The organism is Paenibacillus sp. FSL R10-2199 (assembly GCF_038000235.1).
GTDB lineage: Bacteria > Bacillota > Bacilli > Paenibacillales > Paenibacillaceae > Paenibacillus_AQ > Paenibacillus_AQ phytohabitans.
This window is the reverse complement of record NZ_JBBOBO010000002.1, coordinates 315,449-339,598: the sequence shown is the minus strand read 5'-3', so window position 1 is coordinate 339,598 and position 24,150 is coordinate 315,449. Positions and strand designations below refer to the sequence as shown.

General features: G+C 53.8%; 17 protein-coding genes. 15 read left to right on the top strand and 2 right to left on the bottom strand.

Annotation, left to right across the window (positions count from 1 at the left end; translation table 11 throughout):
* The first annotated feature begins 11 nt into the window (after positions 1 to 11).
* Both NYE33_RS29590 and NYE33_RS29585 read left to right on the top strand, forming a co-directional pair.
* Positions 12 to 2,108, top strand: coding sequence for an alpha-galactosidase (locus NYE33_RS29590; RefSeq protein ID WP_341068933.1), 2,097 nt, complete (start codon positions 12 to 14; stop codon positions 2,106 to 2,108).
* A gap of 879 nt (positions 2,109 to 2,987) precedes the next feature.
* Positions 2,988 to 3,245, top strand: a complete 258-nt coding sequence (locus tag NYE33_RS29585; RefSeq protein WP_025708535.1) for an AbrB/MazE/SpoVT family DNA-binding domain-containing protein — start codon at positions 2,988 to 2,990, stop codon at positions 3,243 to 3,245.
* 182 nt (positions 3,246 to 3,427) lie between these two features.
* Here the strand turns inward: NYE33_RS29585 and NYE33_RS29580 are convergent, their stop codons facing one another.
* Positions 3,428 to 3,940, bottom strand: coding sequence for a PadR family transcriptional regulator (locus NYE33_RS29580; protein WP_042135359.1), 513 nt, complete (start codon positions 3,938 to 3,940; stop codon positions 3,428 to 3,430).
* Between the two features lie 105 nt (positions 3,941 to 4,045).
* Entirely contained in the window at positions 4,046 to 5,197 is a 1,152-nt protein-coding gene (locus NYE33_RS29575) for a YhgE/Pip domain-containing protein (RefSeq protein ID WP_341068931.1), read from the bottom strand.
* A gap of 194 nt (positions 5,198 to 5,391) precedes the next feature.
* Here NYE33_RS29575 and NYE33_RS29570 point away from each other — a divergent pair, with 194 nt between their 5' ends.
* From NYE33_RS29570 to NYE33_RS29510, 13 genes are all read left to right on the top strand, one after another.
* Complete coding sequence (locus NYE33_RS29570; protein WP_042135362.1) at positions 5,392 to 6,120, top strand: HAD family hydrolase; 729 nt, start codon at positions 5,392 to 5,394, stop codon at positions 6,118 to 6,120.
* 272 nt (positions 6,121 to 6,392) lie between these two features.
* On the top strand, positions 6,393 to 7,133 hold the full coding sequence (locus NYE33_RS29565) for a response regulator transcription factor (RefSeq protein ID WP_042135364.1): 741 nt from the start codon (positions 6,393 to 6,395) through the stop codon (positions 7,131 to 7,133).
* Positions 7,134 to 7,169: 36 nt separating this feature from the next.
* On the top strand, positions 7,170 to 8,522 hold the full coding sequence (locus tag NYE33_RS29560) for an FAD-dependent oxidoreductase (protein ID WP_341068929.1): 1,353 nt from the start codon (positions 7,170 to 7,172) through the stop codon (positions 8,520 to 8,522).
* A 292-nt stretch (positions 8,523 to 8,814) separates the two neighbouring features.
* On the top strand, positions 8,815 to 9,078 hold the full coding sequence (locus NYE33_RS29555; RefSeq protein WP_341068927.1) for a hypothetical protein: 264 nt from the start codon (positions 8,815 to 8,817) through the stop codon (positions 9,076 to 9,078).
* 114 nt (positions 9,079 to 9,192) lie between these two features.
* Positions 9,193 to 10,476: a citrate transporter gene (locus NYE33_RS29550; RefSeq protein WP_256703768.1), complete on the top strand. Its 1,284-nt coding sequence runs from the start codon at positions 9,193 to 9,195 to the stop codon at positions 10,474 to 10,476.
* 70 nt (positions 10,477 to 10,546) lie between these two features.
* Positions 10,547 to 12,691 (top strand): hydantoinase/oxoprolinase family protein, encoded by a 2,145-nt coding sequence (locus NYE33_RS29545; protein WP_340947229.1) that lies wholly within the window; start codon positions 10,547 to 10,549, stop codon positions 12,689 to 12,691.
* A gap of 12 nt (positions 12,692 to 12,703) precedes the next feature.
* Positions 12,704 to 13,375, top strand: coding sequence for a hypothetical protein (locus tag NYE33_RS29540; protein WP_076242728.1), 672 nt, complete (start codon positions 12,704 to 12,706; stop codon positions 13,373 to 13,375).
* 178 nt (positions 13,376 to 13,553) lie between these two features.
* The gene (locus NYE33_RS29535) at positions 13,554 to 15,353 is read left to right on the top strand and encodes a sensor histidine kinase (protein ID WP_042135374.1); all 1,800 of its coding nucleotides are present in this window, start codon (positions 13,554 to 13,556) and stop codon (positions 15,351 to 15,353) included.
* Entirely contained in the window at positions 15,353 to 16,672 is a 1,320-nt protein-coding gene (locus NYE33_RS29530; protein WP_052421759.1) for an ABC transporter substrate-binding protein, read from the top strand. Before NYE33_RS29535 ends, NYE33_RS29530 begins: the two co-directional genes overlap by 1 nt.
* A gap of 620 nt (positions 16,673 to 17,292) precedes the next feature.
* Complete coding sequence (locus NYE33_RS29525; protein ID WP_340947225.1) at positions 17,293 to 19,281, top strand: Na+/H+ antiporter; 1,989 nt, start codon at positions 17,293 to 17,295, stop codon at positions 19,279 to 19,281.
* A gap of 55 nt (positions 19,282 to 19,336) precedes the next feature.
* Positions 19,337 to 19,915 carry a CueP family metal-binding protein gene (locus tag NYE33_RS29520; RefSeq protein ID WP_340947223.1) on the top strand — a complete coding sequence of 193 codons (579 nt, stop codon included), beginning with the start codon at positions 19,337 to 19,339 and terminating at the stop codon, positions 19,913 to 19,915.
* Between the two features lie 651 nt (positions 19,916 to 20,566).
* Positions 20,567 to 22,369, top strand: coding sequence for a cache domain-containing sensor histidine kinase (locus tag NYE33_RS29515; protein WP_042135378.1), 1,803 nt, complete (start codon positions 20,567 to 20,569; stop codon positions 22,367 to 22,369).
* A complete protein-coding gene (locus tag NYE33_RS29510) occupies positions 22,362 to 24,005 on the top strand; it encodes a response regulator transcription factor (RefSeq protein ID WP_341068925.1) in 1,644 nt (547 codons plus the stop codon). The genes NYE33_RS29515 and NYE33_RS29510 overlap by 8 nt, the downstream gene beginning before the upstream one ends.
* The last annotated feature ends 145 nt before the right edge of the window (positions 24,006 to 24,150 follow it).

Below are 24,150 nucleotides of genomic sequence, written 5' to 3'. Positions count from 1 at the left end.
CCAAATTACACATGAGCAGCAAGCTGATCGATATTGCCGAGAACGGACTTTATCTTACAATTGAAATAACGGAAGAACAGGATGTGCGGCTGCTGCATTTCGGGGCGGCGCCGCTTGAAGCGGGAAGGATTGAAGAAAAGAGCAAGGTGGGCTTCCGGCTGCTGGAGCTGCAGCTATCAGGGGAAGACCGGGCGGAGTATCACGGGCGGACGCACCGCGCGTCGTATCCGGGGCTGCGTATGGTGTATGGCGGGCACAGCGATACGATGAATCCTCTGGGACGCAAGCTGGAGATTACACTCGTTGATCCGCTGACAGGAGTGAAGGCGGTACAGCATTATCAGTTCTATACAGGCGTGCAGATTGTGCGCTCCTGGACAGTACTGCGCAATGAAGGGGACGGGGATGCTGCGGTAGAATACATTTCTTCGTTTGCGCTTACGGGTGTGGATAAAGAGGGCAGCGGAGACCGGGGGGATAAAATCGAAGTAAGCCTTGCTCACAGCGGCTGGCAGAGTGAGCTGCAGTGGAAGAGCTACAGCCTGCCGGAGCTGGGCATGTCCCATCTGGCCGACCGCGGCTCGAAGCGGATTGCCGCCAGCAATACCGGCTCCTGGTCGGCGGCTGAGCTGCTGCCGATGGCGGTACTGCAGAACAAGGAGAGCGGGACAAGCCTGTTCTGGCAGATAGAGCACAACGGCTCCTGGCACTGGGAGCTGACGGATCAGTACGACCAGCTCACGCTGCTGGTCAGCGGGCCTACGGAGCATGACAACCACTGGTGGCTGAAGCTGGCCCCGGGTGAAGAGTTCACCTCTGTGCCGGTGGCCGCAGGCGCTGTGCAGGGCGGCTTCCAGGGCGCGGCAGAGCAGCTGACCGCATACCGGCGGATCATCCGCAGACCGAATGAGGACAATGAGCTGCTGCGGATTATTTTTAATGACTATATGAACTGCCTGTGGGGAAGCCCGACGACGGAGAAGCTGCTGCCGCTGATTGATGCCGCCGCCGATGTCGGCTGTGAATACTTCTGTATTGATGCGGGCTGGTATGCCCCAGGCGAGTGGTGGGACGGCGTCGGCCAGTGGGAGCCGTCAATCGAGCGTTTTCCGGAAGGCATCAAATATGTGCTGGACTATATCCGCAGCAAAGGAATGATTCCCGGACTCTGGCTGGAGCTGGAGGTTATGGGGGTCAACAGTCCGAAGCTGGCTGAGACCGACGACAGCTGGTTTTTCATGCGCCACGGCAAGCGGGTGAAGGACCGCAGCCGGTATCAGCTGGATTACCGCAGCCCGAAGGTCATAGAGCATGCCAATGGCGTCATTGCCCGGCTGGTGGAAGAATACGGTGTCGGATATATTAAGATGGACTACAACATCAACGCAGGGATCGGCACAGAGACAGATGCCGACAGCTTCGGGGACGGCCTCTTGCAGCATAACCGGGCCTATCTGGCCTGGCTGGACAGTATCTTCGTCCGTTACCCGCAGCTGGTGATCGAGAACTGCTCCAGCGGCGGTATGCGGATGGACTATGCCATGCTCAGCCGCCACAGCATCCAGTCGACCAGCGACCAGGAGGATTATGTGCAGTATGCGGCTATTGCCGCAGGCTCCCCGGCGGCGCTGACGCCGGAGCAATCGGCCGTGTGGTCGTATCCGCTGCGCGAAGGCGATGATGAAGAGGTCATCTTCAACATGGTTAATGCGCTGCTGCTCCGCGTCCACCAGAGCGGCCATCTGGCCGAGCTTGCGCCGCAGCGCAGAGCCCTGGTGAAGGAGGCACTGGATTATTACAAATCCATCCGTGCCCATATTCCGCAGGCGTTCGCCTTCTGGCCGCTCGGTCTGCCGGACAGCCGCGGGGAATGGGTCAGCTTCGGCCTGCGCCATGGCGACATCCGTTATATTGCCGTATGGCGGATTGCCGGAGATGCAGCGGGAATTACGCTGCCCGTCCCTGAGCTGAAGGGACAGGCCGCAGAGGCCCGCTGCGCCTATCCGCAGGCGCAGCGCTCCGAATGGAGCTGGAACCCGGCGGAAGGCAGCCTGAGCGTCTCGCTGCCGCCAGGCAAGACCGCGAGGCTCTTCGAGCTTCGGTCTTAGGATTAACCCTCAATAAGAACCGCCCCCTCAAGGGCTGGAGGATAGTACTCCAGACCTTGAGGGGGTATTTTTATTAATAGGGAAATCAACCGTCTGAATCAACTGTCTGAGTCATCCGTCTGATTCCGCCGAACCCGTTGTTCGATTCACTTCCCGCGATTTTGTGTATAGACGAAGCAGACGTTGTAACGGTCCGGTAAATATAGGAAGTGGAAAAAGGTATCTTATTTTGCCCGTTTACTAAGTTTTGGACCTGTTAAGTGGAAAAAGATCATTTAATTACCGCCCTTATTACAAACCGAGCAGGTTAGGCATGATTTAAGTGTCATTTTTCCAACTCTTGTTCCGGCAGAGGGACTTGAGCCAGTATTAAGTGCCTTTTATCCAACTGTTCTCGAAGCGGATCATGGACAACAATAAAAGGTGGGGGCAGAAGAGCAGAAGAGCAGAAGAGTAGAAGAGTAGAAGAGTAGAAGAGCAGAAAGGCAGAAGGGCAGAAGGCAGATGGGAAACGGGAGCGGGAACAAGTATGAACATGTTCATGAACATGAACAGACATAGGAACGGAGTCGCAGCGGGTAGGCTAACCGGAAGCTTAAAAACGCTGAAATCAAGGTTTTTTCTAAAATTTAAATAAAAAACTGTCAATCCGAGAGGAAATTGGATAAAATATGATTCAGGCTATTATTTTGTCGAATATACTCTAAACTTTGTCGAATAATTTGTCGATATATATCAAAAGATGTAGAAATAAAATTGACAGGAAAGAAATAGCACTTTACAATGCAGATATAGCATAATCATTTCTACTATTTAGAAGCTTTGATAGCTTTTAACACTGAATGATGAATCAAGCGTTATTTCAAGGGAGGATGCATAATGATGAAAGCAACAGGTATTGTAAGAAAAGTAGATGAACTGGGACGTATCGTGATTCCGATTGAACTACGCAGAACGATGGGAATTGACATAAAAGACCCGCTCGAAATTTTTGTGGACGGCGAAAAGATCATTCTCAGAAAATATGAACCTACTTGTATCTTCTCCGGAAGTGCCGAGAACCTGATCAACTTCAAAGGCAAAATGGTCAGCAAAGATGTTCTTGACGAACTGATTGCAAGCTTCGACCACGTATAAGTTTTGTTCTGAACCGCACCATAAATAATGACAGCAGGGACCGCAGCGCAGGCACTTTAACAGTGTTTGCACTCCGGTCCCTTTTAAATAGCATGAACAAAGACGGCAGTTCCCGGGCTTAGGCTTAGGGAGGACTGCCGTCTTGTGTTGTTTGCGGGTCTATGCGCGGCTATGCTGATAGTTCAGCTCTCCAGCGCACTCTGCACTCTTCGGATAAAAGCATCGTATTGCACCAGCCCCAGCTCAATACAGAGCTTCTGGGAGGGCGTCAGCTTGCCGATCTTGTCCAGCTCCTGCAGCTTATGCTCCAGATCCTCGTACATCTCCTGTTTGGCCCGGAGGGCTTCGCGGAGCAGGGTGTGCATCGTCTCTTCATCTGCCATGTCCCCGAAATACAGATGCATCAGGAAGTCGGAACGGAGCACATCCTTCTCCGCAGGCTGACGCAAATACTTCTGGAAGTGCAGTTCACCGTCAGGTGTAATTGTAAACAAGTTCTTATCCGGTTTGCCCTCCTGGCGTACCGCTTCCCTGGAGATCAGACCCAGCTTCTCCATCTTGCTTAAGGTGGGGTAGATCGTGCCGAAGCTGGCATCGAAGAAGAAGGAGAAATACTCCTCGAAATGCCGCTTGATATCATAACCGGAATGGGGCTTCTCACTTAGAATCCCGAGTATTACATCTTGAATGTTCATTAACGTCTGCCGCTCCTCTCTCTCCTTCCTACCATATCACATCTGTCCTGCCGGACTCAATTTGAACTGGCGAAGGTGTCAGGGCCAGAGAAGCTTCACAGGTACTCAGGCATTGGCTGCCGCTCCGGTCCGGACTGCGCGTTTCTCCCGGCGGAACAGGGTAAGCAGCACACTGGCAGCGGTAGCAACAGCAGCGATATAGAGCAGCGCCGTCACGTCGTGCAGAATGCCCTCACCGCCTATGACGAGATCCAGCATGCCGTCCACAGCATAGTAAGCAGGGAAGAATTGGCCGGCCGACTGGTAAAAGGGGGACAGTATGTCCCGGGGAATCGTAGCCCCGGAGCTCAGCATCTGTATGGACAGCAGCGCAATGTTCAGCCATGCTCCGGCATCGCCGAACAGCACAAGACTGAGATTGGCGACCGTCATGCAGGAGAGGATGACGACTAATTCGAACATCCACAGGCTGAGGAAGCCTTGCGAAGAGTGGATGCCGAGAACATGCAGCAGTGAAGCGCTGATGAGTGAGCCGGCAAGTGCAGTACCAGCCATCAGCACATACCGGGCGCTAAGCCTCTGCCATTTGCTGGCAGCAGCGGCCAGACTGGCAGAGACTTTGCTCAGGTTCATGGCCAGCAGCATGGCGCCGGTGAAGGAAGCCGTAACGACCATTAGCGGAACCATGGTTTCAGCGAAGTTGGTAGCCGGATTCACAATCTGGATATCGGAGCTGATCCGGCTTGCTGCGCTGCTTCGAATCATTGCGGCTTCTGCCTCCGGCAGCTTCATGGCAGTGAGCACGCCTCCAAGTCCCGCAGCACTGCTCTTTGCATCCATGGCAGCAGTGACTTTGGCCGCTACGCCCTGCATGACATTAGAGACCATTTGCGGATTGGATTCGTTCAGATAATAGCGGATCTTGGCCCCGGACGAAGGCTCGCTTAGTGAAGCGGTGAAGCCTTGGGGAAGCTCAATAATCATTCGGAGGGATCGATGCCCGAGCCGGTCCTGCGCCTCTGCCAGAGAGAGGCCCTCCACCTGTTCGAAGTTAAGGGACGTGGATATATTGTCAGCGATGGACTGGGCTGCACTGCCGTCTCCGTTAACAATGGCGACCGGCAGCTGATCTACCCGGTCAGTGACATGATCGTAGCCGGTGATCCAGATGAGGCTGAAAAAGACCTGGAACAGCAGCGCAGTAATAATCCCGACGATGGTTACGGGTTGTTTGAGAAACTGAATGATTAATTTCATTGTGTAAACACTCCTTATACCAATGTGTTATATGGCAATATGTAATATATCATTATGAAATAATAAAATCAATGCATATTCTTGGGTTCGTAGACAATACGTGCTGCTTTCCTATATCATTAAAGCGTGTTATGGAAGCTCCAGATGAACTAGAGAGTCAGAGGCAGAACAATTTGGAAGGGATGGGTCACCTTATGAGTTATGAAGAAAAGACACAGGCAGAGCACGGGCAGCTGCCGAAATTGAACAAACCGGAAGCTATCGTATTCGATATGGATGGTACGCTGTTCCAGACGGAGAGCCTGCTATTGCCGGCCTATCATAAAATGTTTGATATCCTGCGCGAGGAAGGGCTGTATTCCGGGCCTACTCCGCCGGAGGAGCGCATTCTGGGCAGCCTTGGCATGCTGCTGGCGCAAATCTGGAAGAATGTAATGCCGGAAGCGGACGCGGCGGTGCACCGCCGGGCGGATGAGCTGCTGCTGCAGCTGGAAATTGAAGGACTGGAAGCCGGAGGGACCCTTCTGTATCCTAAGGTAGTGGAAACGCTGCGTGCGCTTCATGCGCGCGGAGTGAAATTGTTCGTCGCCAGCAACGGGCTGGAGGATTATATTCACAGCATCGTAGTGGTGCATGAGCTGAAGGAGCTGTTCGAGGGCTTATACAGTGCAGGCGGACAAGGAACGGCAACCAAGACTGAGCTGCTTGGACTCCTGCTGGACAACCACAATATCAGCAGTGCCTGGATGGTGGGCGACCGTTCCTCTGACGTGGAAGCGGGCAAGGGCAACGGGCAGACGGTAATTGGCTGCGGCTACGCCGGATTCGGACGGCAGGATGAGCTGAAGGGCTCCGACGTTATTATTTCTTCCTTCGATGAATTAATCGGGCTGTACGACAACAGCACAGCGCAAGACCTGTAAGGAAGCAGATCCCGGAATAGTTTGTACAAAAGCAAGTACACACGGATGTCTTTACTGCCGGATCACCGGCGTTAAGGACATCCGTTTTGGCATCAGCGGGGACGGGTACGGATAAATCTCGAAATTTCATACCTTTTCTCGAATGTGGACCGTTTCTTTGGAGGTATGCAAAATTTATACTGATAGTGTAAGCGTTTCACCAGAAGTGAACCTCAGGAGCCCGGCGAAGGCGGGCGCAGAGGCCCGGACAATGTGGATGAGGAGGGATAGGCTTGCACAAGCTGTTTCTGGTTGAAGACGAAGCTCTGATCCGTTCGGGCCTCAAACATTTGATTGAGGAGGTTATCGGCGGCTTTCAGGTGGTGGGTGAAGCAGAGAACGGAAGACTTGCGCTGGAGGCGCTCAAGAGTGTGAAGCCCGATGTTCTGATTACGGATATACGGATGAATGAAATGAACGGTCTGGAGATGATCCGGCGGGTCCGTGACCAGTACCCTGACCTGTACATTCTAATTCTAAGCGGGTATGCCGACTTTGAATATGCGAAGCAGGCGATCAAATACGGCATCAGCGATTATCTGCTGAAGCCGGTTGACCGCACGGAGCTGGCCCAGGCACTGGGGGATTTCAGGCGCAAGCACGGAACCCGGAGCGGCCTTGCGGACCTGCCGGAAGAGGGCGGAGCAGACCTGAAGGGCAGGCAATTGATCCGTAAAGTGAAAGAGTTGGTTGCGCAGCGGCTGGATCAGGAAATTTCACTGCAATATATGGCGGAGCAGGTGCATCTGAATCACCAGTACCTGTCGGTACTGTTCAAATCAGAAACGGGGCAGAACTTTACGGATTATGTCTCGCAGTGCCGGATGAACCGGGCCAAGCAGCTGCTGAAGGAAACGAATCTCAAAATCTATGAGGTAGCCAAATTATCAGGCTATTTAAGCTCCAAGCATTTCATGGCGGTATTCAAGGACTATACCGGCAGCACTCCCACGCAGTACAGGGAACAGCTGTAATGTAACCGTTAACTTAAAAGGGGAAAAGGAGGAGCAATGATGCGGAAATATGAAGTTGTTGTAGCAGGCGGCGGGGTTTCAGGCTCGATCGCGGCCATCGCGGCAGCAAGAGCAGGCGCCGCAACACTGATCATAGAGGCAGGAGGTTTCCTCGGCGGAACTCTAACCGCTGCGGGTGTCGGGCCGATGATGACTTTTCATGCCGGAGATAAGCAGGCTATCCAGGGGATCACTGATGAGCTGATCCAGCGGCTTCAGGCGCTCGGCAAATCACCGGGGCATATCCCGGATGCGACTAACTACACTTATTCGGTGACACCATTCGATGCCGAAGCGATGAAATACGAGCTGGATCTGATGCTGCAGGAGAGCGGAGGCGAGGTGCTGTATCATACGATGCTGGCCGGGGCCGAAGTATCGGGCAGACGCATTGAGTCGCTTACCCTGTGCAACAAGGCGGGGCTCAGCCGCATTACAGCGGATGTGTTCATTGATGCTACCGGAGACGGGGACTTGGCTGCCTGGTCCGGAGTGCCGTTCACCAAAGGCCGTGAATCCGATGAGCAGTCACAGCCGATGACCCTGAAGATGAAGATGAGGGGGGTGGACACGGAGAAGATCAAGGCGTACATCCGCGAGCACCGCGAGGACTTCCCGCGCATGAACCTTGATATCACCGTGATGGACTCGGCGGCCAGATTATCTGTCGCCGGCTTCGACAAGCAGTTCCGGGAAGCCAAATCGCGCGGCGAGATCAGTATTCCGAGAGAAGATGTGCTGTTCTTCGAGACGAGCAATCCCGGCGAGATTATTATGAACACGACACGCATTCTGGGCAAGGACAGCACAGATCCGTGGAGCCTCAGCGAGGCGGAGATTGAAGGGCGCAGGCAGTGTAGGGAGCTGGAGCTCTTTTTGAAAAAGTATATTCCCGGCTTTGAAGAGTCCGTGGTAGTCTCCACAGGTCCGTCCATCGGTGTCCGCGGCTCCCGCCAGATCAAGGGTGTGTACACGCTGACCGCGCAGGATATTCTGTCGGTGAAGCCCTTTGCGGATGTGATCGCCCACTCCGGCTATCCGATTGATATTCACAGCCCGGACGGCGAGGGAACCGCAACGGATCATCTGGAATGGGGGGCGATGTACGGCATCCCTTACCGCTGCCTGATCACGAACGAAATCGACAACCTGATTGTGGTCGGCAGATGTCTCTCAGCTACTTTTGAAGCCCAGGCGGCTGTACGAACTACACCTACGGTGGGGGCAATTGGTCAGGCGGGCGGTACTGCGGCGGCATTGGCCGTGAAAGAAGGAGTCCCCGTGCAGCAGGTGGACTATAAGGAACTGCAGCAGACACTCGTGGCGCATGGCGCTTATCTGGAGGTGTAACGGGCGGAGCATGGTGCGCAAAAATAATGTAATGTACAGCTTGAACTGTTAATCTTTCGGATTAGCACGCCGTGCTCCTTGCTAGAGCCGCAGGCTGGTGGCTGTGACGGGACCGCGCCTAAGCTCTAACTGTATTTTGTGCAACTAAAGTGAGCGTTTATGGCGCTACGAAGGTTTTAATTGCATTTGATACAGTTATAATCCCCATATTCCTCAAAAGGGGACTTATCGTTATTTTTAGTTGTACAGAATACAATTATTCCGGTAAAACCGGCTTTTCGCCAGATTTTAGTTGTATGAAATACAATTAAATGCTGTTGCTGCAGTTGCAGTTGCTATTGCTATTGCTAATGCTATTGCTGTTGCTATTGCTAATGCTATTGCTGTTACTATTGCTGTTGCTGCTGTTGCTGCTGTTGTTGCTGTTGCTATTTCTGTTTCTGTTGCTGCTGCTATTGCTATAGCTCTGTTACTAGCTTCTTACACCCCACGCTGGTTGCTCTCAAAGACTGGGAAGCGCGGACGTGATACGGAAGGTTGTCATTTTCAAGATTAATCTATACCGTTCATTTGATTCCAAGCTTGCTTGGTTTCCGATGGTAATTAAGCACAATAATTCTTATAACAACGTATATTTCACAAAAATTTAGGAGGAATTGGTTTGGAAACTGTGCAGATTATCGGCATTTTACTTGTATTCATTGTGTTTGTGGGCTTGATGATGACCCGCAAGCTGACCACGCTGCTCGCCCTGCCGATGATGGCGATTCTGCTGGCGGCGATCGCGGGTATCCCGCTCCTGTCCGATAACCCGGATACCTTCACCATCACCAAGGGTGTGCTCGCAGGCGGGGCCATGAAGCTGTCTACCGCCATCGCCGGACTGATCTTCGGTGCCTGGTTCGGCCAGATTCTCAGCAAGGTCGGCATCACGAAGACCATTATCCGCAAAGCTGCGGAGCTGGCCGGTGACAAGCCGCTGGCGATTGCCCTTATCTTTTTCCTCGCCGCGTCTGTAATCTTCTCGGCTGCCAACGGGCTGGGCATGGTCATTCTCGTCGGAACGATCGCTATTCCCATTATGCTCACCGCCGGTCTGAAGCCGTTCGTCAGCGGCCTTGTTGTCCTGCTGGCCAATGCGGTCGGCGTGGTCTTCAACGTCTCCACCTGGGCGATTTATACCGATGTGCTTAAGGTGCCCACGAACACGATTGCTTCGTATTCACTGATCTGCGCTATTCCGCTGATTGTCATTGCCTTGATAATGATCGTCTACTATACCCGCAAAGACGGCAAGGTCCGCCGTGCCTGGGCCATGCCGCTCAAGCCGGAATTCCAGGCTCAGGATACCAAGAACGTAAGAGCCATTGCGCTTATCAGCCCGCTTGTTCCGGTGCTGCTGGTATTTTTCCTGAAGGTTGATATTGTCTCTGCAGTCTTCATGGGGGCGGTTGTCACATTGCTGCTCGCCACACCGAAGCGTCCGATCCATGTGCTGTCGAGTGCGCTGGTGGAAGGGATTCAGGATGTGGCCGGTGCGCTTGGACTGATGATCGGGATCGGGATGCTGCTCAGCGCGGTAACTGCACCTCCGGTGGCGTTGCTGATTCAGCCGCTGATCGAAGGCATTATTCCAACCAGTCCGCTGATGTACATTCTCGTCTTCACTTTGCTGTCTCCGCTTGCGATTTACCGTGGACCGCTTAACGTCTGGGGACTCGGCAGCGGAATCGCGGCACTGATTGTTGCCGGAGGAATGGCACCAGTTGCGGCTATGCTGGCACTGCGTATCGTGAGCAATCTGCAGGCTGTCAGCGATCCGACCAACTCCCACAATGTCTGGATCGCCGACTACACCAAGACGGATATTATTGAAACGCTGCGCAAAACCCTGCCATGGATGTTCGCGGCTGTGATGATCTCGATGATTATCGCGGGTCTGACCGTTTTCTAGATTAAGCTCTGGTTAGGCGAATACAGATTGCAGATTAGAGACATAAGCTTCATGGAGAGGAGAACCTGCTATGAACAATAAACAAATCAGGATCGGCATCGATGTCGGGGGAACCTTCACGGATGCCGTTGCGATAGACAATGAGACCTTTGAGGTGTTGTCCAAGGTCAAAATGCCCACAACACATCACGATGAACGCGGAGTCGCCAGCGGGATTGTCCAGATCATTCAGCGGATTATGAGCGAGAACGGCATTCTTCCCGGTGACATCAAGTTCATCGCCCACGGGACGACTCAGGCCACCAATGCTCTGCTCGAAGGAGATGTTGCCCGTGTAGGCATCGTGGGGATGGGCACGGGACTGGATGCCCGCAGTGCCCGCTCCGAGACCAATGTGGCGAATATCGAGCTGGCTGCCGGTAAATATCTTACCACCTATCACAAGTTCATTGATTCGAAGGAACTGACGCCGGAAACCATCGATGCGGCGATTGATCAGCTGCTCGCCCAGGGTGCAGAGGTTATTGTGGCCTCGGAAGCCTACAGTGTCGATGATCCGGCCAACGAGCTGAGAGTGATGGAAGCGGCGCGCAGCCGGGGAGTGTACGCCACCGGCGGACATGAAATCTCCCAGCTCTATGGGCTGAAGACGCGGACCCGTACAGCGGTCGTCAATGCGAGCCTGATTCCGAAGATGATGGAGACCGCCAACATGACTGAGCAGGCCGTCAAAGAAGCGGGGATTACCTCCCAGCTGATGATCATGCGCTGCGATGGCGGTGTCATGAGCATCGACGAGGTGCGCAAGCGTCCGATCCTGACCATGCTGTCAGGGCTGGCGGCCGGTGTGGCCGGCGCCCTGATGTATGAGAAGATATCGGACGGTATTTTCTTCGAAGTCGGCGGAACCAGTGTAGATATCTCCGTGATCAAGAACGGCAAGGTGATGATTGAGAATGCCCAGGTAGGCGGACATAAGACGTATCTGCGTTCGCTGGATGTACGGACGCTCGCCGTTGCCGGGGGCAGCATGATCCAGATCGGCGGAGGCAAGATCACGGATGTCGGCCCGCGCAGTGCGCATATCGCCGGTCTGGAGTACGAATGCTTCACCGGTAAGGAGAATCTGGAGCAGCCTGTCATCGGTCTCGTCAGTCCGCGTCCGGGAGATCCGGATTACGTCACCGTCCGGGGTGCGGGAGGACATGAATATGCGCTGACCCTGGCAGGTGCGGCGAATCTGCTGAATCATGTGCCGGAGACGGACTATGCCCGCGGGAATATGGAGAGTACCAGGATAGCCTGGCAGGCGCTGGGTTCCCGGCTCGGCATGTCTGCGGAAGACGCAGCAAGGGCAGCAATGGATATTGCCATCCGCAAGGTGATGGCGGTTGTCAATCAGATGATCAGCGATTATGAGCTGGACACCGGGTTTGTTACGCTGGTGGGCGGCGGCGGCAGCGGAGCAGTGCTCGTTCCGGCAATGGCGGCGAGTGAAGGCTTCAAGCACCAGATCGCCAATAATGCGCCGTATATCTCCACGATCGGCGTTGGGATGGCAATGGTCCGCGAGCAGATCGAGAAGACTGTGGTCGGTGCGACAGAGCGGGATATCAAGCTGATCCGGGCGGAGATTATGGAGAAAATCGTCCAGTCCGGAGCGAATGAAGCCACGGTTGACGTGACGATCGAGATCGATTCGCAGCGCAATATTCTGCGGGCCATCGCCACCGGCTCGACCGAGCTGCGCTCGAAGGATCTGGCCAGCCGCGAGGTGCCCGTGAACGAGCTGATGCTGACGGCGGCGGAAGCACTGGGCCAGCCGGCCGGTCAGACGGAGCTGAAGGCGGCCTCCGGCAGATGGTTCCTGTTCGAGTCCGGCGAAATCAAGAAGTCCATGTTTGGGCTGGTGAAGAAGAAGCTCAGCCATGTCGGCGTGCTGGATCGCGAGGGCGTGGTGCGATTTAAGAAGACGAATGCGTATCATCTGGCTTTTTTGAAGAAGAATATGGCCGACCGGTTTGCCTCGTTCCTGGAGGAGAATACAATCTATTCGGACGCTAATGCGACGATCCCGAAGACCTTTGTCTTCTATAAGGAAAAAATGCTCGATCTGACCGGGATGCAGACCAAGGAGCAGCTGTTCTCCATTCTCGAAGTGGAAACCCAGCTGCTAGAGGACAACAGCGAAATACTCGCTGTCGTCTATCAGTAGGAGGTGTACAGGATGATGAAGACAGCTGAACGGACGCTACCAAGCGATAGTGTGCTGGGATATGCCGAACTCACAAATGATCTGCTGTTTCACAGAATACCGCACAGCAAACGGCGTTATTATGTAGAGCGCCCGCTGGCGATCGGCAGGGAGCAGGCCACTTCATTCAAAGCCCGCTACGGCACGGATGTCGGGGCCATCTGCCGGGACCGCGGAATCAGCGTCAATCTCAATGAACGGCAGGGCACCATCGGGCAGATCCGCTTCCGCGCCCAGATTGAGCTGTCGGCCAAGGAGCGCGCCATTACGCTGTATAAATCGTCCATGGAAGAACTGCGGCAGTGTGCCGGTGTGCTGCTTCCCGGCCGTTCCTTCACGCTGAAGGAAATCACAGACATCCATCTCGCGCATGAGCTGTTCCACGATCTGGAGTTCACGGAGCTGGGATACACCAACAAGCGGCTTGACGACATCAGCAGCCTCTCCCTGGGTCCGCTGCGCATCCGGGCCAGCGTGACCAAGACCTCGGAGATCGCCGCGCATGCGTTCAGCCGTTATCTTCTGGATCTGCCCTGCCTGCCGAATCTGCTGGATTACGCTTATATGATTCACAGCGGTACGCTGACTGCTGCTGAATTCTGGAGGCAGACGGAGGTTTGGTCCGGAGAGCTTGAGAATAGCTGAGCGGACTTCTTCAGACAGCAGCCTTGTGCACGTAAGCAGACAGCAACCTTAAGAGGTGTGCTGTCTGCTGTATTTTTGTAGAGGAAGCTATTGCGCCAGCCAGGGAGAACGTCTCTGACTTCGGACTCGAATTATGCTATGTTGGAGTGGGTAACCAGAGTTTGGGGAGGCTGTCCGCGTGCCATTCAGAAAAGGGTCAAACAAATCAATATACGTGCCGCTGCGCACCAAGTTTATCGTATTGTTCTGCCTGCTGATTACGATTCCGTTTCTCGTGATCGGCACCATCAGCTATAAGAAATATACTGCCGGTGTGGAGCGCAGCACTGTGGAGCTCTCCAATCAGGTTGTGAGCCAGATTAATATCAACCTGGAGCATTACATTAAGGAACTGGACCGGCTTACACTTACGCCGCTGTACGATGAGGATATGATGCAGATTCTCCGCAAGCACAGCGGCAGCGGCTCGGCGAACACTTATTTAACTACGGATGAGACGCTGAAGATGAATCTGTTTATTTCTTCGCTGGCTTTTGACCGGGGTGAGATTGAGAGCATTCTGGTGTTCACCAATGACGGAGGAATCTTCAGTAATCTGGACCAGAGCGTCAGGAAGCGGTGGGACCGCAGCATGGCAGACTGGATGGAGGCGGTTGAGCAGGAAGACGGTGGTCTTGCCATCCTGCCGCCGCATGCTGCGGCCTACTATACAGAGGCGAAGCAGGGGATTATCTCGGTGGCCCGGGTTATCCGTGAGCCCTATACGAATGACATGCTGGGGATCGTCAAGGTGGATCTGACGGCACGGGGGTTCGGTTCGATTGTATCTACGGTGCGTTCGAGCGGGAGCGGTCTGCTGCAGATTACCGGCAAGGATCAGGTTATGCTGTACTCAGGGCCAGACGGGCTTCCCGATTCAAGTGAATCCTATATTACAGCCTCTGCCCACTCTTCATATACGGGACTTAAGGTGACCTCACTGATTCCGCGGACGCAGCTCCGGGAAGACGCACGCGAGCTAACGAATTCTACATTGATTGTCTCAATCGTAGCCCTGATGGCTGCTTATGCGGCGGCGATTCTGCTGTCGAACCGCCTGATTAAGCCGATTGCCCATCTGCAGTCGAAGATGAGGCAGGTGAAGCGGGGGCTGTTCCTGGAGCGGGCGACGGTCACTACGAGCGATGAAATCGGGCAGCTGACCGAAGGCTTCAATACGATGATCGGCGAGATCGACCGTCTGGTCAAAGAGGTCTATGAGACCCGGCTGAAGGAGCGGGAAGCCGAGCTGCTTGCGCTGCAGAGCCAGATTCATCCGCATTTTCTGTACAATACCCTGGAAATGGTGAACATGCTGGCCCTTCAGGGCAATACCCGGGAACTCTCGGGTGTGGTGACCAGTCTCGGGAAGCTGCTGCGCTACACGGTCGGCCATCAGGAGCAGATGGTGTACGTTCTGGATGAGGTAAGATTCGTAGAAGCGTATCTTCGAATCCAGGGTATGCGTCTTGGAGACAAGCTGCAGGCTGTAATCCATATTGACTCTTCCTTCGATTACTGCGTGGTGCCGAAGCTGATTCTGCAGCCGCTGATTGAGAATGTTATTGAGCATGCCATGGGCCAGGACACGCTGCAGCTTGCCCTGACGGCTTCGGTGGAAGAGGAAGACTTGGTGTTGTCCGTCAAGGATGATGGTCTTGGCATAACCGGTGAACGGATGCAGGAGCTTGAAGAACAGCTGTATCAGAATAAATCCCGGCCCGGTACAGAGACGGAGCAGGGCGGCTTCGGCCGGATTCAAAAGGGATTTGCGTTGCGCAATGTCCATCAGCGGCTCCGGCTGCTCTATGGAGAGCCTTACGGATTAACTCTTGATCATACGGCAGAGCGCGGGGTAACGGTCTCACTGCGGCTGCCGATGAACTGGGAAGCCATGAACAATGCCGGTCCCGCCGGGGACAGGCAGGAGGAGGATTAATGATGCGGACAAGGCTGCTAAGCCTTATGATAGCGGTATTAATGGCTGCGGGCTGCTCTTCAGGGGCAGGAAGCGGGGCGTCTGTCGGGAAAGTGGAAGGTGAAGAAGCAGGAGGAAGTGAGGCGGCTGCTGTGCAGGAGCCTGTGAAGCTGAAGTTCAGCATTTGGGGCAACGATGCGCAGAAGGCAATGGTTGAGGGCCTGGTGGATGAATATGAACAGCTCCATCCCGGGATGGAGGTAGAGATCATGACGATTCCGTTTGCCGATTATCAGCAAAAGCTGTCGATCATGCTGGCCTCCCGTACCGCGCCTGATGCCGGCTGGCTGGCGGAGCGGATGATTCCCCAGCTGCTGGAATCCGGCCAGCTGGTGGACATTGCAGCAGAGGTCAAAGAAGATCCCGGATATAACTACGCGGATATTTATCCGTCTACACTTGACATCTTCAAGCGGGAGGATCGGCTGTACGGAATCCCATTCTCTACGCCTCCGGTGCTGATCTACTACAATAAGGACCTGTTTCTTGAGAAGGGTCTGAAGACGCCAACGGAGCTGTATAAGGAAGGGAACTGGAACTACGAGGAATTTCTCAAGGCAGCGCGCAGCCTCACTGATTCACAGCAAGGCATTTACGGCGTGAAGCTGGTCCGCGACTGGAACAACTGGTCGGATGCGCTGCTGCCGCTGTTCTGGTCGCATGGCGCCGAGCTGTTTGACAGCAGTGCAACGGCTTTTGCGCTGAATTCTCCGGCAGGGAGAGAGGCGCTGCAGCTCTACAGTGATATGATGTTCAAGGACAAGGTGCATCCGCTTCCGGGCGATGAGCTAACCTTCGACAGCGGCCGGATCGGTATGTATACGGACCGTTACAGCTATACCTCGAAGGCCCGTGCGGTTACTGATTTTGATTGGGATATCGTTCCAATGCCGGCAGGTGTGAAGGGTACAGGAACTTCACTCGGCTATGCGGGAGTCTCTGTATTCGAGACCAGGCATCCGGCGGAAGCCGCGGAATTCCTGAAGTTCATCACCAGCGCAGAAGCCATGAGCGTTACCGCGCAATACTTCGTCCCGTCCCGGAAATCCGTGCTTGAATCGGATGTCTTCCTGAGAGCGGCTTCCAAACCTTCGCCGGAGAGCATCCAGCTGGCCGTGCTCGACCAGATCGCGGATGCCCGGATCGCGCCGGGCCATAAGAACTGGCAGCAGATTGATACGAAGATCCAGAGGCTGCTGGACGGGCTCTACACGCAAAGCTCTACCGTGGACGGACTGCTCGGACAAATGGAGGTTGAGGTGGGCCCGCTTATGAAATAAGAGGGGACTTTGTACACGTTAAAGACCGCCTTCGGCCCCCCAAAGTGCCTGAGTAATCATCGAAGCCACAGCCCCACTTTGTGGGGTTATTTTGCATACGTGGATAGAGACTGGTTTGAGCAACGCGACTGCTGCAGGAAACGGAATGAATGCGAATTTGCTTAGACTTGATGCAAAATCCTGCACGAAATGCAACAATTATCCCGTTAAATCGGCTATTATCCAAAATTATTGTATAAAAAGCAGGATTTCCTCCTCCACCAAGCCGATATAAGAAATAATCCTGTATTTCATACAACAATCCTTCCGGGCACCCGGTTTATTCAGGAGCAAAGCTGTATTACATACAACAATTTGTAGCTGTCCGCACACTGTGAGCTGAGCTTTTGGCAGCCCGCTTTACTGCCGGAGGGACTGCTGAGGAACAGCGTACGTAATGCGTAATCACAACCCCAGACCGCCAAATTTACAACAATCCGGCTTGTGAACTGAGCTGCCTGACTTGCATGCCCGGATAGTGCAGGGGCGGATATTTGCCTAAAGATCGTTTATACTGAGTTTACATACAAATTTTATTTTAATAGCAGCGCTAGTGAGTGCAGACTTGGAGGTTTGATCGCTTGGAATTATTTGAATATATTTTGCTGATGCTGGCCGCGGTCTCGTTGTCCAATCTGGTGAACCGGTTTATCCCCTCGGTTTCCGTGCCCATCATTCAAATTGTGCTGGGGATGGCTTTGACCTGGCTGCCTTTGCATTTTGAACTGACGTTGAATCCGGAGCTGTTTCTGCTGCTCTTCATTGCCCCCTTATTGTTTAATGACGGCAGGCTTGCGGATAAAGTGGCGTTATGGAAGCTGAAGAAGCCCATATTGCTGCTCGCGCTGGGACTGGTCTTCCTGACGGTAGGTGTCCTGGGTTACTTCCTGCATTGGCTGCTGCCTATTCTACCGTTAGCTGCGGCGTTTGCTCTGGCGGCGGCACTTGCCCCTACGGATGCCATCGCTGTAGGCGCGTTGGAGCAGAAGGTCAAAATCCCGCATCAGACGATGCAAATTCTCGAAGGGGAGTCCTTGATCAACGATGCTTCGGGTCTGGTATCCTTTCAGTTTGCCGTGGCCGCTATGGTCACCGGGGCATTCTCCCTCAGAACAGCCAGCCTTAGCTTCATTACCATTTCACTCGGCGGTGTCGTGCTGGGGCTGCTGCTCACGCTGATTAAATACGGGATAGTCCGATGGCTGCGCAGACTCGGGATGGAGAACGTTACGTTACATATGCTGATTGAGATTCTGACTCCATTTGCGATTTTTATGGCGGCAGAGGAGCTGGGGGTTAATGGAATCCTGGCCGTTGTCAGCGCAGGTATTGCCCATTCTTTCGGATATAAGCAGATGAATCCCGAGGTGGCTAAGCTGAGCATCGTGTCCAAAAGCACCTGGTCCGTCATTATTTTTGTCTTGAACGGCCTGGTCTTCCTGCTGCTGGGTACACAGCTGCCGGAGATCATACAGACTGTCTGGAACAATCCGGATATCGGGAATTTCCAGGTAATCCTGTACACGTTATTATTAACAGCGGCCGTTCTTGGCCTGCGTCTGATCTGGATGCTGATCATGGATATTCCCGAAGGGGAGGAGCCGCGGGGACACTGGAAGCTGGAGTTCAAGAAAGCCCTCATTCTCACGCTGTCAGGAGTCCGGGGAACGATCACACTCGCGAGTACGATGTCACTGCCGTTTTTCCTGGATGACGGTACCCGGTTTCCGGCCAGGGATCTGATTATTTTCCTTGCGGCGGGTGTGATTCTCTGGACCCTGCTGGCCTCCAACTATCTGCTGCCGCTGCTGCTCGGCAAAGAAAATGAAGCAGAGCATAATGCCGAAGAGGTTGAGGCCAAAATCGAAATTCTGCGCAACGTAGTTTCCGGTCTAAACGATCAGGCTACGGATCATTCGAGAATGGCCCTGAGCCACTTAATCAGCACTTACACCTCAAGAATCCGCATGCTGAAGAAAAATGAAGCTGCAGAGGAAATGGAGCGGATGCTGGGTGTTACTTCGCTCAAGTGGCAAAGAGAGTACACCCTGACTGCGATGAAGCAGCGGGAGGTGAATCCGTACACGGCCTACCGTTATCTGAACCGGCTGAACAAGCAGCTATTCATGCACACCCGTGATCCGGAGTACAGGAATGACCTGGTTCCAATCAAAAGCTGGGAAGAGATTGTAGGAGTGATCCAGCAGGTGCGTCTGAGCGGCCAGGAACGGCGTGAGGAATGGAACCGGCTGCAGTCCGCCAATTTTGCCTACGTCTTGAAGAAGCTGAGAGCGCTGCAAAGTGAAGGGGAGACCGAACCCGAAGCGGTCAGCGCCCTGATCATGCGCTATGAACGGGGGCAGATGAGATTGACCCGTACGGAGTCACTTTCCTCCACTAAACGGGAGTTTGAAGAGGCGCTGCAGGAGCTGTCCAGAGCAGGGATTCAGCTGGAGCGTGACAACATTCAGCTGATGTTCGAGAGCGGACGGATTTCCAGAGCTAGCATGAAGGAAATGAAACGTGATATCCTGTTTATGGAACATGAATTGAGGGAAGAAATGGGCTGATGAGTCCTCTTCTGTATTAAGGCTGAAATTCCACAAGGAGATGAACATATAGAGTATGCGAAAACAAATCGTGGCGGGTACATGTGCAGTTGTTGCGGCAATCGGAATCTTTATTTATGCCGGAAGCGGGGAACGAAACACGGCTGACGTCGAAGAGGCGCAGGCACAGGGCAGCAGCCAGCCGGTTAGTCAGGCGGCCACTCAGGATATTAAGCAAATGGTGTCTGATTACAGCTCGCGCGCGCTGACGTCCCAGTCCGCCTCCATCACCTCCACCCAGCTTATCGTGGACAGCGGCGGTCCAAACGAAGTCACCTATGCTTTGCCGGAGAACGAATTCTTCCTGTCGGTTGCCCCGTATGTGCAGAAGACGCATCCGTGCGCAACACACAGCCTGACCGGCTGCCAGGGGGAAATGGCAGGTCAGGAATTCGACGTATACATTGAAGACGCCGAAGGCAAGGAAGTGATGAAGCAGACCTTGAAGTCCCAGCCTAACGGGTTCATCGACCTATGGCTCCCGCGCGACCAGAAGCTTCAGATCACCGTCACGCATGACGGGAAACAAGCCAAGACCGAAGTATCCACCTTCGAGAGCGATGACACCTGCCTTACCACTATGCAATTAAGTTAATTTATTTCTATTAGGCTTACGGTCTCAGCCGTCTTCCGGGTACCGCTATTCAGCGGCAGGGAGGCGGCTGTTTGCTTTGATCATTTACTTTTTTCACCATGCGAATCACTGGCCTCCGGCTTAGTAACACAACGCAGGAGTCCTCCGCTTTGATCCAGAGGCACCTTTATGAAATGCTGCACAAATTACAACATTTTCCTCGTGAGATTGATCGAAATCGAAAATTGTTGTACTTTTTGCAGCATTTCCACGTCTCCCAGCCAATTAAAGAAACTATTCTTGTATTTCGTACAATAATTCGCCCAAATACAGGGGTAACTGGCGACCAGAGTTGTACTCCGTACAACAATTATGCCTAATCAGCCCGGCGGGCTTAAGAAACCGGCTTCGCTGCGGCTACAACTCCCGGGGGGAGTAACGAATAATCAGCTAAAGCTTATCCATACGTCTATCTTTCCCTCTCAATCCATCCATCCCTCTATCTAACCCTCTACCCACCCACCCAAATCCCCCTAGCTCTGCTCACGCCTCCCCCGCCCAGTCAACCGCCTAAGGTCTTCTCCTCTTTTGAATATAAAACCTAATTTACTATTCCAGAACCCGGTGTTACGATGGGGTGGAGTTGAGGCAAATAGGGGGCAAACAGGTTACATGAAGCGGATCACCCGGGTTTTTCACAATTGGAGTGTGACCTCAAAGTTTGTTGGGGTATTTGTTCTGATTCTAACGGTCTCGTCCATCATCACAGGGGTCATCATTTATGTGCAGGCGTACAATTCAGCCATCTCCCAGGCGCGGAGCGTGATGGAACAGAATCTGCTGCAGACCAAAACCACGATCGATGAAAAGGTGGACATGATCGAGAACATTTCGGAGATCATCGCCTTTGATTCCAGGATTCAGACGCTGCTGGACAGCGCTTTTATTAATGAGAGCTTTCAGCTTCAGGACTACCGATACAACGTTGCCCCGATTGTAGACAACATTATGCGGCAGAATACGTACATCCACTCGATACATGTCTATATGAACAATCCGACGATCCCTGAGATCTTCGAGCTTTACGACGGCTTCTATAGTATGGACCGGATTCGCGGGGACGGGGAGTATGTACGGTTTATGAAGGATGTCCAGAACTCCACGGACTGGCGGGGACTGCATCTGGAGAATCTGCTGACAACGAGGCCTGATGTGAAGGCCAAAGCGGATGTCTTTTCGTATAACCGGAAGATTCTCTCCGGACGCAATAACGAGGTGAACGGTCTGGTCGAAATTGAGGTGACACAAAGCGTGCTGTTCCAGCCGCTGGAGGATGCCAACACGGAGGTTGGAAGCGTTCTCGTCCTCGACAATAATCACAAGGTTGCCTCCAATAACAACACTCCGCTGTCCGATGCGATGATCAAAGAGCTCACCGGGGGGATGCCCGGGGATAACATGAGGCTGAATATGCTGGCAACGGTAGGCGGGGTCAGGTCCATAGTGATCTCGGTCCCGCTTACAGGCCCGGATCTTCGCCTTGTGGGTGTTTTTCCAGTCAGCAACTTCGTGGATAAAGTGAACCAGTCGATCCGGACCAGCTTCATGGTGCTGATTGCCGCGCTCATTATACTGAGCCTGCTGGTGTATTATCTGACAGTGAAGCTGCTGTCCCGCATGAAGGTGCTGCTTAAGGCGATGAAGCAGGTGCGGGAAGGCTCCATTGACGTATCGGTGCCGGTTGTCTGGAATGACGAGTTCACCCAGATGGCACTGAGCTTCAATCATATGACTACCCGGATCCATGATCTGGTCGAAACCGTATACAAATCCGAGCTGCTGGAAAAAGATGCCGAACTCAAAGCGCTGGAGTCCCAGATCAATCCGCATTTTCTGTACAACACGCTTGCGACGATCTCCTGGGTGGCCCGCAAGGCTAAAGCGCCGGATATCGTGAAGCTGTCGGATTCCATGGCGAAGTTCTACCGGCTGGTACTGAATAAGGGGAATTCGGAGACATTGGTGGCGAATGAGCTTGATATGGTGGGGGCTTATCTGGCGATTCAGAAGTTCCGGTTCGAGGACCGGTTTGACGCGGTTTTTGAAGTGGAGGAGCGGGTCAGGAACTGTTATACGCTGAAGAATATTTTGCAGCCGCTGGTTGAGAATGCACTGATCCACGGGATTGAGCCTAAGCGTTCACATGGTACCATTATCATCAAAGCAGCCCTCGAAGACGATCAGGTGGTCATCCGCATCATCGACGATGGGGTAGGCATGCCGCGGGATATGATCGGGGATGTAATTGCAGGCAAAGTTCTCAATACACGGGGCAGCGGGTTTGCCATTGCCAATATAACCAAACGTCTTCAGGCTTTTTATGGGGAATCCCAGCATATTGAACTTTACAGCAGACAGGGGATTGGAACGGTAATTACCTTGTCTTTTGCAGCCAGGGGGATGAACAATGTTTAAAATGCTTATTGTCGAAGATGAACGCTGGGAGAGAGAAGGGTTAATCGAGTTTCTGGACTGGGCGTCGATGGGCATCTCTGTGATTGAGACGGCATCGGACGGCATCGAGGGATTGGACAAAGCGCTGGAGATCAGGCCGGATATCATCATCACGGATATACAAATGCCCGGCAGGAACGGAATCGAGATGGCCAAGCTTGTTCTGGAGCAGCTTCCCGGGGTGCGGATCGTTGTGCTGACCGGGTACGATGATTTCGAATTTGCCCGTGAAGCCTTGCGGTTCGGCGCGGTGGATTATGTGCTCAAGCCGGTGGGGGAAGAAGAAATGCTCAGCACGATGCTCAAGGTCGTCCAAGGCTGTGAGGATCAGCTGCTGAAGCGGAGTGAAGAGGAGCGCATGTGGCTGGAAAAAGATGCGGTGCACCACCTCTCGCTGCGCCAGCAGGTAATGGATTGGCTGCTGGGCCGGGGCGGTGCGGAGGCGCAGCAGCAGACGATTAATGAACTCCGGGACAATGGCTATCTGGAAGCGGGCGCCTTCTCTGTGTGGCTGTGTTCCCGGCCGGGCCTGCCGCCGAAGCCCGATACAATGGAGATGGAGCGGACCGCCGGAACTGTACTGGGGCGGCAAGTGCTTGTGCTTTCGGCCGGGGCGGGGGCAGGGCAGGGAGAACTAGCGGCCTTCGTACTGCTCATCGCCCTGCAGCAGGATGAGCTCAGCGGACAGGCACAGCTTGCAGAGAAGCTGCTGCAGGTGCTTAATCTGCAGCCAGTGATCATGGAGGATACAGCCCGGGAACAGGTTGATCCAGCGGGGTGGATCATCGGTATAAGCTCACCGCGGGAGGATATCGGACTCATCCGCGAATCCTTCCGGGAATCGCAAAGTGCATTTAACTTCGCGGTGTTTAATGGCCTGAGCGGCGTTGTTGCAGCAGACGGGGAGCAGCTCGCCAGGAAGCAATTCACTAAGGACTCCGAGGTGTTCACCCGGCAGTTCCGGGAGCTGGCCAAGCGTCTGAGGTATGATCTCGGGAGCGGGAGCCCAACCGGACCGGTCATGGACGGACTATTCGCCTTGCTTGCCGCGCATCCCGGGGCAGGAAAATCCTATATCGCTTCCTTGCTCGGCGGTGTGATCGAGAGCTGTTCCTCGCTTGCGATGCCCGCTGCCCAAGCTACCACAGCAGTTGCCGCCAATCATATGGAGGCGCTGCTGGCCAGCAGCCGTCTCCCAGACATGAGAGCTTATACAGCAGGCGTTATCGGTGAAATGTCGCTGCTGCTGGAAGAGAAGCGGAACCGTAAGGACGACTATCTGATTAACAGGGTCATCGTTCTGATTGAGGAGCAGTACGGGAATCAGGATCTGAGCCTGGCTTATTTAGCCGGCGAGGTATTCGTCTCCCCCAACCACCTGGGGATGATCTTCAAGAAGAAGACAGGCAAGACACCGAGTGAATATATCCAGGAGTACAGGCTCGCACGTGCGGAGGAGATGCTGCGCACAACCAAGCAGCGCATAGCTATAGTGGCCGAGCAGATCGGCATTCCGAATCCATCGTATTTCGGGCTGCTGTATAAGCAAGTCTATGGAATGACACCCGGAGAGTACAGGGAATTCGTACAGCGTTAAGGATCAGATCCTTCCCGCAACGATAATAAGTCAGCCTCAATCGCAGATGATGCGTTTGGGGCTCTTTTATTTAGATAGCGCTTACAAACTTCGTGGGATTCTGATACCCGCGTTCATTTTTGATATATAACCCTGGCAGGCGGCA

Excerpts from the sequence above, each read along its gene's own strand:
- NYE33_RS29590 (WP_341068933.1), top strand. The coding sequence starts at position 12 with ATGAGCAGCAAGCTGATCGATATTGCCGAGAACGGACTTTATCTTACA.
- NYE33_RS29585 (WP_025708535.1), top strand. The coding sequence starts at position 2,988 with ATGATGAAAGCAACAGGTATTGTAAGAAAAGTAGATGAACTGGGACGT.
- NYE33_RS29580 (WP_042135359.1), bottom strand. The coding sequence starts at position 3,940 with ATGAACATTCAAGATGTAATACTCGGGATTCTAAGTGAGAAGCCCCAT.
- NYE33_RS29575 (WP_341068931.1), bottom strand. The coding sequence starts at position 5,197 with ATGAAATTAATCATTCAGTTTCTCAAACAACCCGTAACCATCGTCGGG.
- NYE33_RS29570 (WP_042135362.1), top strand. The coding sequence starts at position 5,392 with ATGAGTTATGAAGAAAAGACACAGGCAGAGCACGGGCAGCTGCCGAAA.
- NYE33_RS29560 (WP_341068929.1), top strand. The coding sequence starts at position 7,170 with ATGATGCGGAAATATGAAGTTGTTGTAGCAGGCGGCGGGGTTTCAGGC.
- NYE33_RS29545 (WP_340947229.1), top strand. The coding sequence starts at position 10,547 with ATGAACAATAAACAAATCAGGATCGGCATCGATGTCGGGGGAACCTTC.
- NYE33_RS29540 (WP_076242728.1), top strand. The coding sequence starts at position 12,704 with ATGATGAAGACAGCTGAACGGACGCTACCAAGCGATAGTGTGCTGGGA.
- NYE33_RS29530 (WP_052421759.1), top strand. The coding sequence starts at position 15,353 with ATGATGCGGACAAGGCTGCTAAGCCTTATGATAGCGGTATTAATGGCT.
- NYE33_RS29520 (WP_340947223.1), top strand. The coding sequence starts at position 19,337 with ATGCGAAAACAAATCGTGGCGGGTACATGTGCAGTTGTTGCGGCAATC.
- NYE33_RS29515 (WP_042135378.1), top strand. The coding sequence starts at position 20,567 with ATGAAGCGGATCACCCGGGTTTTTCACAATTGGAGTGTGACCTCAAAG.
- NYE33_RS29510 (WP_341068925.1), top strand. The coding sequence starts at position 22,362 with ATGTTTAAAATGCTTATTGTCGAAGATGAACGCTGGGAGAGAGAAGGG.